The organism is Dellaglioa sp. CoH-57-MRSF-21 (assembly GCF_056781915.1).
Window position 1 is genome coordinate 19,179 of the sequence record NZ_JBXAXU010000007.1, and the last position, 14,226, is coordinate 33,404.

Consider the following 14,226-nt stretch of genomic DNA (forward strand, 5'->3'; position numbering starts at 1 on the left):
TCATAATTGAGTCATTTTTTAGTTTCTTATTTGTTGATCTCTATCTGTCAAAAAATGGACCATTGCAAGAACACCTGCATCAATTGCAGCTTCTTTAGGCGCCAAAAATTCAGAATGTAGCGAGTAAGGACTATCTACACCCAACCAAAACATTGTTCCAGGTATTTTAGACAATAAAAATCCAAAATCTTCTCCCGTCATTGCAGGTTGTGTTTCAACAAATGAAACTTCTGGATCGTTTTTCATAAATCGAATAAAGTTTTCAGTCCTGCTATCATCATTTTCAACAGGTAGATAACCACCTTGAATGAGGTTTAATTCTACTTCGCAATCGTACATTAATGCGATACCCTCACAAATTGTTTTAACACGTTTTTGAATCAATAAATTCATTTCTTGTGTTAACGCACGAATTGTTCCATTAATCTGTGCTTCACCAGCAATAACATTACCAGTCGTTCCAGCAGTAAATTGACCCAACGTAACAACTCCAGATTGTATTGGATCGACATTTCGACTGATAATCGTTTGTAATTGCGTGACCAACTGTGCACCAGCAACTACCATGTCATTAGCCTGATGTGGGTATGCAGCATGTCCACTTTTTCCGGCTAGGTGTGCATGAATTTCACACGTACCTGCGAACAAAGTGCCTAATCGAGTTCCAATTGTTCCAGCAGGTAATTGTGGATTATCATGGAATGCATAAATTTCATCAGGCATCCACTCATCTAATAATCCACTCTCATAGAGTCGCTTACCACCACTGGCATTTTCTTCTGCTGGTTGAAAGATAAAAGTCATATTTACTGTTGGTTGATTTTCAGAAAAGTAATTTAGAATTCCGAGCGCAACCGTCATATGAATATCATGCCCACAAGCATGCATTCTACCTTCATTCCGTGATGAAAATGGCAGTCCTGTCTTTTCAGTAACAGGTAGTCCGTCAATATCAGTCCGATATCCAATTGTATACCCGCCAATAGAACCAACTACTCGAACTAAAATACCAGTTTCAACTGTTTTAATTACTATAAAACTTTGATTAAATTTTGAAATTAAGTTCAGTAGATAGGCTTGAGTTTCAAATTCTTCTAATCCAATTTCCGGAATTTGGTGTAAGTCCCGTCTGATTTTAATTAGTTCTTCAGTTGTTAAACTCATTTCTATCTGTTCCCTCGTTTCAATTTATTTCTAGATATTACGTAACTCTGCTAAAATTTCTGTTTTATCTTTTGTTTTATCATCGATATCTTTAACTTTTTTTGCGGGCATCCCTACGACTACCGTATAAGGTGCAACATCTTTAGTAACAACAGCTCCAGCACCAACAACGGCACCTTTACCAACACGAACGCCTTCAAGCACGACAACATTTCCACCAATTAAAACGTCATCTTCAATAATAACAGGTGTTGCTGAAGGTGGTTCGACAACCCCAGCAAGTACTGTTCCAGCACCAATATGACAATTATCTCCAACAATTGCACGACCACCTAAAACAGCACCCATATCAATCATTGTTCCCTTACCAATTTCAGCACCAATATTAATGATAGCGCCCATCATGATAACAGCGTTATCGCCAATTAAAACTTGATCGCGAATAACTGCACCTGGTTCAATACGTGCATTAATCTTTTTTAAATCTAATAACGGAACAGCTGAATTACGAGTTTCATTTTCAATATGAGAACTTACAATTTTTGAATTTTCATTTAGGAAAGGTTCAATATCTGCCCAATCACCAAATAAAACGCCAGCTTTATCATTTAAGTAGTCTTCTATCGTATCTGGTACATCGATTTCAACTAAATCCCCTTTAATATATACCTTAACGGGTGTTTTCTTTTTTGAAGTGCTAATAAAATTAATAATTTCGTGTGCATCTAAATTTGCCATCATCATTCTCCTAATATTTCATATTATTTATTTTCTTTCTTTAGTTTCAATATCTTGAACTATATACTCTTTTTCAAATTCATGAGCAATATGATTCATACTTTTCATAAGCTCACGACGTGTCACGATACCTGTAAAACTGCCCTCAGAAGAAACAACTGATAAAAAGGGATGGTCCACAAGTAAGTGCAAAACATTCTCAATATCGTAAGGATCTTGAATAGTGGGAATATCAGTTTCCATAACATCTTTAACACGAACTTCGTGTAATCGGCTGACATCCAATTCATCTAATCCTAACATTGTCTCAGTAATCATAGACAAGGATAACAATCCTTTAAACTTATAATCATTATCTAAAACGGGAATTTTAGCATAATGAACTTTTGTTAAAACCAATAGTGCGTGATCCAGGAAGTTATTTTCTTGTACATTAGCAACAATTTCAGCTGGAATTAAAAAGTGTTCCTGGTTTTCGGATAACATTTTTTCAATAGACTTAGCTATCATTCAATAGGTCCTCCTTCCAAACTTTTAGAACAACTCCTATTTTATAATAAATTGAACGCAGACACTAATTTTTTTTAAAAATCGAGCCAATTATTAATAAATATTTACATTTGTTCGCAATATTGGTAACATAATAAATATTGCGAACAAAAATAGGAGGATACAATGGATTATACATTAACAACAAGATTAGCTGCAGAATTTATTGGTACAGCAATTATGGTTATTTTAGGTAATGGTTCGGTGGCCAATGTCGAACTTGGGCATACAAAAGGACATGGTAGTGATTGGGCTTTAATCGCCTTCGGTTATGGATTCGGTGTTATGATTCCCGCCTTAATCTTTGGTAGTATTTCAGCAAATCATATTAATCCAGCTTTCACTTTAGGATTAGCTTTTTCTGGTTTGTTCCCATGGGGTGAAGTACTTCCCTACATGACAGTACAATTTTTAGGTGCATTCGTTGGACAAGCTATTGTTGTTGCAGCCTACAAACCTTACTATGATCAAACAACTGATCCTGAACGTATTTTAGGTACTTTCTCAACTATTGATGCCGCTCAAAGTAAATTAAATGGTTTTATTAATGAATTTGTTGGTACTTTCATTTTGATATTTGGCGCCATTGGTATTACAAAAGCACCATTTTTCTCCGATAACCTCGGAACAGCTCATCTCGGATTAGGTTTCTTAGTCCTTGTATTAGTTGCATCATTGGGTGGCGCAACTGGCCCAGCCCTAAACCCAGCTCGTGATCTTGCTCCACGTTTACTACATCAACTATTACCTCTTAAAAATAAAGGTAACTCACAATGGGATTATAGTTGGGTCCCAGTCGTTGCACCAATTGCAGCCGGCATTTGTGCCGTTTTCCTATACAAATCACTTTTTATGCTAGCTTAAATTTTAAAAACCTCTAAACGATAAAATTCGTTTAGAGGTTTTTTTTCGCTATTTACGTTTAAACTCGCAAGTTAATTCTGGTATTAATTTATGCTGTCTAGTGAAATATGAGACGTGAACATTTTTTTCGTTTGCTTCTACTATCGCATATGTTCCACCAATCCCTTGATACATCCCTCTAGGAAGACTAATGCTCCCAGGATTTAAAATTAATACGCCATCGTCAGTCATCTCACATCCTAATTCATGAGTATGTCCAAAAAATACGAATTTAGCATGATTAGCCTTAGCTTTTAATTCAAGTGTGAACAGTCCTGTTTTAACGTTAGTCAGATGCCCGTGAGAGAGATAGATAGTTTCCCCGCTCACAATTTCAACTAATTCTTCTGGAAAATTCATATCAAAATCCATGTTTCCTAGGACACCATCAAATTTATTAAAAAGCGGATCATTTGCTTCTAATTCTGAATCGCCACAATGAAAAAATACATCAACTTGATTTTTATTATGTACTAAAATAGATTCTAATATATCACGATCTCCATGACTATCACTCACAACTAAGCACTTCATCTTATTTTTCCCACCAATCATTAAAATTTGACATTAACTTGACGGTTGCACGACCGCGATGACTAATTTTATTTTTTTCTACTTCAGTCAGTTCAGCCATAGACTTATATAATTCAGGTACATAAAAAAGTGAGTCATAACCAAATCCGTTATCTCCACGTGGTATACCCAAAATTTCTCCAGCCACTTCACCGTCTACAACTAGTGACTCGTTACCAGGTTTTGCAAAAACTAACGTTGTATGGAAATTTGCAGTCCTTTTGTCTTTCGGCACGTCAGTCATTTCATGTAATAATTTCGCATTATTCGCAGCGTCATTATGGTCCTCAGCAAAACGAGCAGAAAATATACCTGGTCGACCATCTAAGGCGTCCACCATTAAACCAGAATCATCTGCTAAAACAGGTAATTGTGTTAATTGTGAAATTGTTTCTGCCTTTAATCTTGCATTCTCTTCAAATGTTTTCCCAGTTTCTTCAACATCTGGTAATTCAGGATAGTCCAACAACGTAGTAACTTTAAATCCTAGTGGATTAAAAAAACGTTTAAATTCAGTCGCTTTTCCTTCATTTTTAGTTGCAATTAAAATCACATCTTTTTGATTCTCAATATGTTCATTTTGAATTAAAATGGTTTTCTTCTGCGAATTACCCATTAATTCTGATAATCCTGACATTGCTCCACCTAAAAGTTGCGTTAATTTGTCACCAAGTAAATCAGCATTAGATTTTTCAAAATTCAATTGTAAAAAAGCCCCTGATTCATTTTGAACAATTAATAAATGACTATCGGCTGTTTCCTCTTCTTCACTTGTTAAATCAGCAAATAACTCATCATGAATGAAACCAACATTAATCGCTGAAAATGGTTTTAATTTTTGACCGTTACTCTTTAACAATAAATTTTGAATTGCTACATAACTCGCATTAATAACTGTTGCAATAATATCCCCATCAGCTTGCATGATTTGTACTTGTAAATTAAATCCAGTATCTTTTAATGTTTCTGCCAAGGCCGTCTTAAGCGATGATAAAATCAATTCAATTTTGACATTGCTTTGAGCACTCAACCACTGATTAACGTCTACTTTCAATTCACCAATGTTATCTGTTTCGTTAACTAAAATTGTTACCTTAGTCAAGCCCAACTGGTATTCAATCGCACTATCGACTTCCTTAAGACTTAATTTTGTAATTGAGACTGGTCTAACTTCTAAATTATCTCGATTCTCATTTTTACGCATGTTAGTCTCCCTGTCCTAAATGAATTGTTTTAGAATTTATATTTTCTAATCCTAACCAACCTGATGCAATTTCGTTAAAATCATTCGCATCACCCGTCGTAAAAAATTCATGTTCAATTTTTGCTTCACTTTTAGCCGCAATATTAAAATAATCTAAGATAGTTGAAACATCGTTAACTGTTTCAGCTCCTGAATCAATCAACGTTACTTTATCACCAACCGCATTTTGAATAAAAGGTCTGAGTAATGGATAGTGAGTACAGCCCATGACTAGTGTATCAATGTTTTTATCATCAAAAAAAGCTAACGTTTCATTAACAACTCGTTCAGCGATTTCTGATTCGTATTGATCACTCTCGACAATTGGGACGAACTTTGGACAAGGTAAGCTCGTCACAAATAAATTAGGATTTTTTTCATGTAACGTATTACTATATGCGCTACTTTTAATCGTACCTTCCGTCCCAATAACGCCTACTCTTTGGTTTTTAGATGACTTAATTGCCGCTCTACTTCCTGGTTTTATAACACCAATCACTGGGATTGCTAATTTTTCTCGTAAATCATCCAAGGCAGCAGCCGTTGCTGTATTACAAGCAATCACTAACATTTTTATCCCTTTACTTAACAAAAAAGATGTCATATCCCAAGTGAATTCTAAAACTTGTTCTGAGGGCCGAGGTCCATATGGCATTCTAGCTGTATCACCTAAATAGTATATTTTTTCGTTTGGTAATTGTTTAAGTGCTTCTTTTACAACTGTTAATCCACCAACACCTGAATCAATAAATCCAATTGCTTGATTATTCATTTTCTAACCTCTTTTTCGATTACTTATCAATCTTAATTATGACTTGTCTTTACTCAAAATTCAAGTCTAGTCATTTAACATTAATTTATGAAAAATCAATATCATCTAATCTTAAATAACGGTATAATACTTGTATATTATATATCCAGAGGGAGATCCATATGAAACCAAATTTGATTGAAAATTTATTATCAGCTGACAACAATGATACATTCGCATATGAACTTATTCGCGATAGTTTAATACCAGAAGTAATTGGTACGGATACAACAATTTTATACTGGGTTGGTAAAAAAATGGCCCGTAATGCTAACCTCGCTAATATTGCAGACCTTATTACCTTTTTTGAAAAGGCAAATTGGGGTACTCTTGAAGTGGTTAAAGAAAAAAAAGACAAGCAAACTTGGTTACTATCTGGTAATATTGTTACCTTCAGACAGAATCAGATTAAGTCTGCTGATTTTAACCTAGAAGCTGGGTTTATTGCTGAAACTATCCAAATTCAAAGTGGTTTCACATCAGAAACAATAATTGAAAATCAAAATAATAAATCCGGTGTTTCAATTATTGTTCAAACTGATTTAAAAGATCCTAATATGACAGAACCAACTGACCAATTTCACTTCAAAGTACCAACTGAAACTGAATAATTATCGAATAGATAATTAAAAAGAGCTGACTTTAAAAGTCAGCTCTTTTTAATTACTAAATATATTGTGCTAAAACTTCTTTAACCTGATCTTTTGAATGATAACCGACGATTGTATCAACAACTTCGCCATCTTTTTTAATCATTAAAGTTGGAATACTCATGATACCAAAAGATTGTGCTGTTGCTGGATTTTGATCAATATCCATTTTAGAAAATTTTACTTTATCGCCCATTTCTTGTTCTAAATCTTCAATAGCTGGCGATTGCATACGACAAGGACCACACCATGTTGCCCAAAAATCTGTCAATGTTACACCTGAATCTGTTACTTTTTCAAATTCTTTATCTGTAATTGCTTGTACCATTTGAATTCCCCCTTTTATTATTTATGTGACCATCATATCAAAGAAAATAATACCACGCCACATTTTTGCTTACAAAAAGTAAACGTTACTTGAATTCTACGATAGTTGCGCCATTTCCACCAGCATTGGGTGCTGCAAATTCAAATGACTTAACATGACGATTTGATTTCAAATAATCTGTTATTCCAGTTCTTAAGGCTCCAGTCCCTTTACCATGAACAATAGTAACAGAAGCATATCCAGCAAGTAAAACAGAATCAATATACTGATCAACTTGGCTCATTGCATCATCATAGCGCTGTCCACGAAGATCAAGCGATGTTGAAACGCTTGTTGAAGCCGCATTTTTAAAAATGGTTCTATCCTTTTTATCATTCTCGATATGAACTTTTTGAAGGTCGTTTTCATTAATTTTCATTTTTAGAATACCAAGTTGAACTTCCCACTCTGTCTTACTCATTTTTTTAACTAAAACACCTTGTTGACCATAAGTTTTAACTAAGACATCGTCGTTCACATGGAATTCTTGTTTATTTTTAGCTCGTTGTAGGACCTTATTTTTCTTCAAAGCATTTGTTGGTTGATGCATTTGTGATAATTGTGATTTTGCATCAATTAATTCATGTTCTTTAACAGCTTGTCCTTGAAGCATCTGCATTTGGCGAATTTCTTTTATTATTTTATCTGCATTTATTTCTGCTTCTGCCACGATTTCATTAGCTTTTCCCTTAGCCTTATCCGTCATTGACTCTCTTTGCGCAACAAACTCGGCATACTGTTTAGCTAGGTCATCATGTAATTTCGTTGAATCTTCTAGTTGTGCTTTTAATGCCAGTGTCTCATCTTCTGCCTTTTTTCGCTTACTCATTAAGTCAGAAATCATTTCATTCAAATCTTGGCTATCTTGATTGGTCAAGTTTTGCGCTTGATCAACAACATTTGACGCTAACCCAATTTTACGAGAAATATCAAACGCATTACTACGACCAGGTATTCCAATTAATAATCGATAAGTTGGTTGTAACGTTTCACTATCAAATTCCATACTAGCATTAATTGTTCCAGCACGATTAAACCCATACGCTTTTAATTCGGGATAATGTGTTGTAGCAACTGTATAACTACCTTTTTCTCCAACAGCATCAAGAATTGCAATCGCCAAAGCTGCACCTTCTTGTGGATCCGTTCCAGCTCCTAATTCATCAAATAAAACTAATGAATGTTCGTTAATATTAGCTAAAATAGAAACGATATTAGTCATATGAGCAGAAAATGTACTTAAGCTCTGTTCAATCGATTGTTCATCCCCAATATCTGCAAAGATATCTTCAAAAATACCAATACGACTACCTTCATTTGTTGGAATATTTAAACCTGATTGTCCCATCATCTGAATTAAGCCTAATGTTTTTAACGTAATTGTTTTACCACCGGTATTAGGTCCCGTAACAACAATTGCTTGATAATCTTTTCCTAACATAATATCGTTAGCAACTACTTTTTTACTATCCAATAAAGGATGACGTGCTTGTCTTAAAAAAATGTCATTTTCAACACTAATTGCTGGTTCAGTTGCTTTAATTGAGCTTGCATATTGTGCCTTTGCATTAACAAAATCGAAATGTCCTAAAATATAAGCATTTTCTAAAATTTCTGCTGTAAAAGGTGCAACTAATTCAGATAACTCTGCCAAAATACGACGTTCTTCATCTGCTTGAGCAAGTTGCTGTTCGCGTAAATGATTATTCATCTCGACAATTGCTTGCGGTTCAATAAATAAGGTCTGTCCTGTTGCACTTTGGTCATGAACAGCGCCACCAAATTGACCACGATATTCTGCCTTAACAGGGATAACGTAACGTTCATTTCTAATTGTAATTAATGTTTCACTTAAATATTTAGCACTTTTACCACGCGTAAATTCTTGTAGTTTAGCTCTAATGGCACTTTCCGAGCGTAAAATATTTTGTCGAATATTATGCAATACTGGTGAAGCCTCATCAGTAATGTGACCATCATTTTCAATTGACTGATTCAACCTACGATTAATTTCAGGTAGATTTTCAAGCTTTTCTATCCATTCAAATAATCTCGTTAATTCAATTTCAGAATCTGCTAAATCTTTAAAAAATAATTTAACCTCATTAGTCGTTCGTAGTACACGACCAACAGCAGATAGCTCTTTACCATTCAAAGAAGCTCCCATATCTAACCGTTTCATATGTGGCTTAACGTTGACTAATTGTGGTAAAGGAATGCCACCGCGGAGTCGCAATATCTTCACAGCATCTTGTGTTTCGTCTAAATCCTTTTGGATTTTTTCGAGATTAGTCATCGGCTCTAATGCCTTAACTTCTTCTTGTCCAGATTCAGTAGATATAAATGTTTGAATTTGTTGTTTAACTTTTTGATATTCTAATGTCTTTAATCCTTTTTCGTTCATACTTTAATTCTCCTAACATTTAATCTGTAGATGATGTATTTGTAATGAACATCTTTTTAGCTATTGTTGGCGTATCTGTTAGTATTTTTTGAGCAACCGTCGATTCTAAAACAGCTTCATTAACTTTTTGATTAGGCCAAGCCGACAAAATAATTAACCCAATAAAAATAAAAACAAACATCAGTATAACCGATAGAACCCCACCAATTAGTGAATTCACCTGATGAATAACTGGTAATTTTGTAACAGAATTTATTACTCTAATAATACCTCTAATGAGTATACCGCCAACCACAAATAAAGCCGCAAATACAATCATCGAATAAAAGTTAGTCTGAAGATGGTTCGTAATAGATGTCTTATCAGTTTCCATAATTTTAGGGAAACGTTCTCCCAACCAAATAGTAACAGGATTTGTTAAAACTTTAGCAAATAAATAGATAGCGATAAATCCTACAATTCTCAAAAGCGTTAATACTAATCCTTTTCTATAACCGTTAAAAAATGACACAATTAATAAAAAGATAACAATTAAAGAAACTGTCATAATATTACTCCTTTACTTGTGTTTCACCATTAATTTCATTTAATTTTTCTTGTAATTTAATTTGATCTGAAACTGCGTTGATAGCTACTAATATCGCTACTTGTTCATCATCTATTTCAGGTAGCATGTCCTTCACTGATTGAAATTCATTTTTCACCAATGTTGCTACGGCGTCCATGTGTGTGTCTGATTCTGATCCAATAATTGTATACACTTTTTTACCGATTTTAGTCTTATATCTATTCTTTTGATTTTCCAATGAACACCCTCCTTACATTTAATCATTTAAAAATAATTTTACCACGAATTGATCAAAAGAGATATGTGTATCATAGTCCATAATATATAATTTAAAACAAAATAAAAAAGTTAAACCAATTTGGCTCAACTTTTTAAATAATCTTCTATTGCATACTTTCATCTGAAAGGAAGGTATTCAATACTTCTTCTACCATATCCCATTCATCATCGTCTTCGATTGGTTCTAAATCACTTTCAGTTGCTTCACCATTCTCATTAGGACTAAATGAGTAAGCTTGAATTTCAACCTCTTCATCAGCTTCTGAGCCAAGTGGATAAAGCATAATATATGATTTATTGTAATCATCAGATTCAAAGGTAAACAGAACTTCAAAAAGTGTTTCATTACCGTTATCATCTACTAATGTAATCTGTTGGTTTTCTTCTTCATTATTCATATTGTGACCTCACTTTATTCTTTAGTTAATTTGCCTTTACCATCTAAATAATTCTGTAAAATTAGGCTTGCAGCAAGTTTATCAATAACTTTTTTTCTTTTTTTTCTTGATGTATCGGCCTGTTCAACAAGCATACGTTCTGCCTCAACAGTTGTCAACCGTTCATCTTGAAAATCAATTGGCAAGCCAAAAGTTTCAACTAATAACTCGCCGTACTTTTGCGCAGCTTCAGCACGAGGGCCTAATGAGTTGTTCATATTTTTGGGTAAGCCGAGTACAAAGCCAGTTACTTCATACTCTGTAACCAATTCTTTGACACGTTCAATACCAAAGTCACTTCTGTCTTCATTAATACGAATAATTTCAACGCCTTGGGCAGTCCATCCTAATAAATCGCTCATTGAAACGCCGACCGTTCTTGAACCAATATCCAAGCCCATTAATCTCATTTAATTTCCTACTTTTCTTCTGTATTTAAGTAATTTTTAACTAACTCTTCAACAATTTCATCGCGTTCATATTTTCTAATTAAATTACGTGCGTCATTAAATCTAGGAATATAAGCAGGATCGCCCGATAACAAATAGCCAACAATCTGGTTAATAGGGTTGTACCCTTTTTCTTCTAATGATTGGTAAACAGTTACCAATGTATCGTGGACATCTTTTTTATTATTTTCGTCAAAATTAAAGAACATTGTTTTATCTAATGAACTCATAACGTGGCACCCCCATCAATTTATTAACCTAGCTCTATTCTACTAAAAAAAGGACCATTCGACAATCAAAACAAGCTGATGTAATCAAGCCGTAATATAATAAAGAGTATTTATCTATTTATTATTAGATAAATACTCCTTTAATTATTATTTGGTTTGATTATTTAACCAATTTGCTGCTTCTTTGATTGCATCAGCTAAACCTGCTGGATTTTTACCACCTGCTTGAGCTAAGTCTGGTCGGCCACCGCCACCACCGCCAACAAGTGGCGCAATCGTCTTAATTAAATCGCCCGCTTTTAATCCTGATTTAATGCCATCAGCACTAACTGCCGTAATTAAATTAACTTTACCGTCATCACTTGTTGTTCCAATAGCCAAAACATCTGATAATTCTTGGGTTTTCCATTGGTCAGCCAATTGACGTAATTGAGACATCCCTGAAACTGAAACTTTTGCTGCAATTAACGTTTTACCATTAATTTCTTGTTTATTTTTGAAAACATCCCCAGCTTGTTGGCTAGCAATTTTATCTTCAAATGCTTGAATTTGTTGTTCACTTACTTTTAATGCACTTTGTAATTGTTCAATTTTATTTGAAACTTCTACGACTTTATTTACTTTTACTTGTTGTGCTACTGTTTCTAAGAGTTCGTTACGTCCGTTTAAGAAATCAAAAGCTTCTTTAGAAGTTACTGCTTCAATACGACGAACGCCGGCACCAACACCTGATTCAGAAATAATTTTAAATAAGCCGATTTCACTCGTATTTGAAACGTGCGTACCACCACAGAATTCAATTGAATAATCGCCAATTTTCACAACCCGCACAATTTTTCCATATTTTTCTGAGAATAAAGCAATGGCACCCATATTTTTAGCAGAATCAATATCTGTTTCAACAGTTTCAACAGCTAACTCAGCCCAAATCTTATCGTTAACAATCTTTTCAACTTGTTTTAACTGTTTCTCTGAAACGGAACCAATATTTGTAAAATCAAACCGTAGATAAGTGGGTTCGACTAATGACCCAGCTTGATGTGTATGTTCGCCCAGAACATCTCGCAATGCTTGATCAAGTAAATGTGTCGCCGTATGATTTTTTTCAACTTTTTTATGGAAATCTTGATTAATTTCTAGTGTCACTAATTGGTCTTTTTTCATTGCTGCAAGAACTTTAATGGCGTGTAAATTTTGTCCATTAGGTGCATGTTGAACTTCTTCAACTTCAGCAATAACATTGCCTTCTGTATCTTTGATAGTTCCTTTATCAGCAACTTGTCCACCCATTTCAGCGTAAAATGGTGTTTTTGAAAAAATAACTTGAGCGTTATCACCTGGTTTTATGTTATCTACTAACTCGTTATCCACAATTAAATCAACCACTTTGGCGTCATCCACATTAGCTTGTGTATAACCAACATATTCACTAATTGTTTTAATATCTGTTAACATCCCATTTTGAACACCCATTGATTTAGCATTACTACGTGCAGCACGAGCACGATCCTTCTGCTGTTGCATTTCAGCGTTAAACCCTACTTGATCTACAGATAATCCTTCATCTTCGGCATATTCTTTCGTTAATTCAAATGGAAAACCATAAGTATCGTACAATTTAAAGACACCAGCACCAGTTAGCTCTACTTTATTTTCTTTTTTAGTCGTTAAAATAAGATTATTTAATAACTGTAATCCATCTTTTAATGTTTCATTAAATCGTTCTTCTTCAGAACGAACAATTTTAGAAATATACTCTGATTGTTCTAAAACTTCCGGATAATAATCCTTCATAATATTACCAACAACAGGTACAAGTTGCGTTAAAAATGATCCTTCTATCCCTAATTTTTGTCCATGCATCACTGCACGACGAATTAATCGACGAATAACATAGCCACGTCCTTCATTAGAAGGTAAAGCGCCATCACCAATGGCAAATGAAATTGCACGCGCATGATCTGCAATAACCTTAAATGAAATATCATCTTGGGCATTATCATCATATTTTTTATTATTACTCATTTTTTCAGTTGCATCAATTAAGGGTAAGAATAAATCTGTTTCAAAATTAGTTTTTGCATTTTGGAAAATCGAAACAACACGTTCTAAACCCATCCCCGTATCAATATTTTGATGAGGTAGTGGTTCATAGTTATTTTCAGGTGTGTGATTAAATTCAGAGAACACGATATTCCAAACTTCTAGATAACGTTCATTTTCGCCACCAGGATAATTTTCGTCATCATCCTCAGCTAAGTTATTAAAACTTTGTCCACGATCATAAAAAATTTCTGTATCAGGTCCACTAGGTCCTTGTCCAATATCCCAAAAGTTATCTTCTACTTCTACTAGATGATCCTTTGGTAACTTAACTTCTTCTAACCAGATACGTTTTGCTTCCAAATCTTTTGGGTAAACAGTAACGTATAGTTTTTCAGCATCAAATGCGAACCATTTTTCACTTGTTAATAATTCCCAAGCCCAATTAATTGCTTCTGGTTTAAAATAATCCCCAATTGAGAAATTACCCAACATTTCGAATAACGTATGATGACGTGCTGTCTTACCAACATTCTCGATATCATTCGTACGAATACTTTTTTGGGCATTCGTAATTCTAGGATTTTCTGGTACAACTGATCCATCAAAATATTTTTTTAAAGTTGCAACACCGGAATTAATCCACAGTAATGTGGGATCATCCACAGGTAGTAATGAGGCACTAGGTTCAATTGTATGGCCTTTTTCTTTAAAGAAATCTAAATACATTTGGCGTATTTCAGTACTTGTCATTTTTTTCATAAGTGTGACTTCCCTTCTATTTTTAAGCAAAAAACACCGCTGCGAGTAAGGACGCT

16 protein-coding genes are annotated in these 14,226 nt (G+C 34.2%); 2 read left to right on the forward strand and 14 right to left on the reverse strand.

Going from position 1 to position 14,226, the window contains the following annotated elements; all coding sequences use genetic code 11:
* Window positions 1–18: 18 nt before the first annotated feature.
* From AC1RPQ_RS07125 to cbpB, 3 genes are read right to left on the reverse strand one after another with little or no spacing between them, the layout of a single operon-like run.
* Window positions 19–1,164: an N-acetyldiaminopimelate deacetylase gene (locus AC1RPQ_RS07125; RefSeq protein WP_481761825.1), complete on the reverse strand. Its 1,146-nt coding sequence runs from the start codon at window positions 1,162–1,164 to the stop codon at window positions 19–21.
* 30 nt (window positions 1,165–1,194) lie between these two features.
* On the reverse strand, window positions 1,195–1,902 hold the full coding sequence (gene dapD, locus AC1RPQ_RS07130) for a 2,3,4,5-tetrahydropyridine-2,6-dicarboxylate N-acetyltransferase (protein ID WP_481761826.1): 708 nt from the start codon (window positions 1,900–1,902) through the stop codon (window positions 1,195–1,197).
* A gap of 27 nt (window positions 1,903–1,929) precedes the next feature.
* Window positions 1,930–2,412 carry a cyclic-di-AMP-binding protein CbpB gene (gene cbpB, locus AC1RPQ_RS07135; protein ID WP_481761827.1) on the reverse strand — a complete coding sequence of 161 codons (483 nt, stop codon included), beginning with the start codon at window positions 2,410–2,412 and terminating at the stop codon, window positions 1,930–1,932.
* Window positions 2,413–2,577: 165 nt separating this feature from the next.
* On the opposite strand from cbpB, the gene AC1RPQ_RS07140 reads away from it, so the two are divergent.
* The gene (locus tag AC1RPQ_RS07140; protein ID WP_409022771.1) at window positions 2,578–3,315 is read left to right on the forward strand and encodes an MIP/aquaporin family protein; all 738 of its coding nucleotides are present in this window, start codon (window positions 2,578–2,580) and stop codon (window positions 3,313–3,315) included.
* A 48-nt stretch (window positions 3,316–3,363) separates the two neighbouring features.
* On the opposite strand, the gene AC1RPQ_RS07145 is transcribed toward AC1RPQ_RS07140, so the two are convergent.
* Genes AC1RPQ_RS07145 through racE form a run of 3 tightly spaced genes read right to left on the reverse strand, consistent with a single transcriptional unit; the run spans window position 3,364 to window position 5,942 of the window.
* The gene (locus AC1RPQ_RS07145; protein ID WP_481761828.1) at window positions 3,364–3,909 is read right to left on the reverse strand and encodes a YfcE family phosphodiesterase; all 546 of its coding nucleotides are present in this window, start codon (window positions 3,907–3,909) and stop codon (window positions 3,364–3,366) included.
* Entirely contained in the window at window positions 3,890–5,131 is a 1,242-nt protein-coding gene (locus AC1RPQ_RS07150) for an XTP/dITP diphosphatase (protein WP_481761829.1), read from the reverse strand. Before AC1RPQ_RS07150 ends, AC1RPQ_RS07145 begins: the two co-directional genes overlap by 20 nt.
* Before the next feature lies 1 nt (window position 5,132).
* Window positions 5,133–5,942, reverse strand: coding sequence for a glutamate racemase (gene racE / locus AC1RPQ_RS07155; RefSeq protein WP_481761830.1), 810 nt, complete (start codon window positions 5,940–5,942; stop codon window positions 5,133–5,135).
* Between the two features lie 161 nt (window positions 5,943–6,103).
* Between racE and AC1RPQ_RS07160 the strand changes: the two genes are divergently transcribed.
* Window positions 6,104–6,592 carry a YslB family protein gene (locus AC1RPQ_RS07160; protein ID WP_481761831.1) on the forward strand — a complete coding sequence of 163 codons (489 nt, stop codon included), beginning with the start codon at window positions 6,104–6,106 and terminating at the stop codon, window positions 6,590–6,592.
* Window positions 6,593–6,647: 55 nt separating this feature from the next.
* Here AC1RPQ_RS07160 and trxA read toward each other — a convergent pair whose 3' ends face one another.
* The 8 genes from trxA to alaS form a co-directional block, all read right to left on the reverse strand.
* The gene (gene trxA / locus AC1RPQ_RS07165; RefSeq protein ID WP_409022776.1) at window positions 6,648–6,959 is read right to left on the reverse strand and encodes a thioredoxin; all 312 of its coding nucleotides are present in this window, start codon (window positions 6,957–6,959) and stop codon (window positions 6,648–6,650) included.
* Between the two features lie 85 nt (window positions 6,960–7,044).
* Window positions 7,045–9,402: an endonuclease MutS2 gene (locus AC1RPQ_RS07170; protein WP_481761832.1), complete on the reverse strand. Its 2,358-nt coding sequence runs from the start codon at window positions 9,400–9,402 to the stop codon at window positions 7,045–7,047.
* Window positions 9,403–9,421: 19 nt separating this feature from the next.
* Window positions 9,422–9,949, reverse strand: coding sequence for a CvpA family protein (locus AC1RPQ_RS07175; RefSeq protein WP_481761833.1), 528 nt, complete (start codon window positions 9,947–9,949; stop codon window positions 9,422–9,424).
* Window positions 9,950–9,953: 4 nt separating this feature from the next.
* Window positions 9,954–10,208, reverse strand: a complete 255-nt coding sequence (gene zapA / locus AC1RPQ_RS07180; RefSeq protein ID WP_481761834.1) for a cell division protein ZapA — start codon at window positions 10,206–10,208, stop codon at window positions 9,954–9,956.
* A gap of 145 nt (window positions 10,209–10,353) precedes the next feature.
* Window positions 10,354–10,647, reverse strand: coding sequence for a DUF1292 domain-containing protein (locus AC1RPQ_RS07185; RefSeq protein ID WP_409022780.1), 294 nt, complete (start codon window positions 10,645–10,647; stop codon window positions 10,354–10,356).
* A gap of 14 nt (window positions 10,648–10,661) precedes the next feature.
* On the reverse strand, window positions 10,662–11,096 hold the full coding sequence (gene ruvX, locus AC1RPQ_RS07190) for a Holliday junction resolvase RuvX (RefSeq protein ID WP_409021430.1): 435 nt from the start codon (window positions 11,094–11,096) through the stop codon (window positions 10,662–10,664).
* A gap of 8 nt (window positions 11,097–11,104) precedes the next feature.
* Window positions 11,105–11,365, reverse strand: a complete 261-nt coding sequence (locus AC1RPQ_RS07195; RefSeq protein ID WP_481761835.1) for an IreB family regulatory phosphoprotein — start codon at window positions 11,363–11,365, stop codon at window positions 11,105–11,107.
* Window positions 11,366–11,512: 147 nt separating this feature from the next.
* Window positions 11,513–14,170 carry an alanine--tRNA ligase gene (gene alaS, locus AC1RPQ_RS07200; RefSeq protein ID WP_481761836.1) on the reverse strand — a complete coding sequence of 886 codons (2,658 nt, stop codon included), beginning with the start codon at window positions 14,168–14,170 and terminating at the stop codon, window positions 11,513–11,515.
* Window positions 14,171–14,226 lie beyond the last annotated feature (56 nt).

Coding starts and splice junctions, on each gene's coding strand:
- AC1RPQ_RS07125 (WP_481761825.1), bottom strand. CDS start 1,164: ATGAGTTTAACAACTGAAGAACTAATTAAAATCAGACGGGACTTACAC.
- dapD (WP_481761826.1), bottom strand. CDS start 1,902: ATGGCAAATTTAGATGCACACGAAATTATTAATTTTATTAGCACTTCA.
- cbpB (WP_481761827.1), bottom strand. CDS start 2,412: ATGATAGCTAAGTCTATTGAAAAAATGTTATCCGAAAACCAGGAACAC.
- AC1RPQ_RS07140 (WP_409022771.1), top strand. CDS start 2,578: ATGGATTATACATTAACAACAAGATTAGCTGCAGAATTTATTGGTACA.
- AC1RPQ_RS07145 (WP_481761828.1), bottom strand. CDS start 3,909: ATGATTGGTGGGAAAAATAAGATGAAGTGCTTAGTTGTGAGTGATAGT.
- AC1RPQ_RS07150 (WP_481761829.1), bottom strand. CDS start 5,131: ATGCGTAAAAATGAGAATCGAGATAATTTAGAAGTTAGACCAGTCTCA.
- racE (WP_481761830.1), bottom strand. CDS start 5,942: ATGAATAATCAAGCAATTGGATTTATTGATTCAGGTGTTGGTGGATTA.
- AC1RPQ_RS07160 (WP_481761831.1), top strand. CDS start 6,104: ATGAAACCAAATTTGATTGAAAATTTATTATCAGCTGACAACAATGAT.
- trxA (WP_409022776.1), bottom strand. CDS start 6,959: ATGGTACAAGCAATTACAGATAAAGAATTTGAAAAAGTAACAGATTCA.
- AC1RPQ_RS07170 (WP_481761832.1), bottom strand. CDS start 9,402: ATGAACGAAAAAGGATTAAAGACATTAGAATATCAAAAAGTTAAACAA.
- AC1RPQ_RS07175 (WP_481761833.1), bottom strand. CDS start 9,949: ATGACAGTTTCTTTAATTGTTATCTTTTTATTAATTGTGTCATTTTTT.
- AC1RPQ_RS07185 (WP_409022780.1), bottom strand. CDS start 10,647: ATGAATAATGAAGAAGAAAACCAACAGATTACATTAGTAGATGATAAC.
- ruvX (WP_409021430.1), bottom strand. CDS start 11,096: ATGAGATTAATGGGCTTGGATATTGGTTCAAGAACGGTCGGCGTTTCA.
- AC1RPQ_RS07195 (WP_481761835.1), bottom strand. CDS start 11,365: ATGAGTTCATTAGATAAAACAATGTTCTTTAATTTTGACGAAAATAAT.
- alaS (WP_481761836.1), bottom strand. CDS start 14,170: ATGAAAAAAATGACAAGTACTGAAATACGCCAAATGTATTTAGATTTC.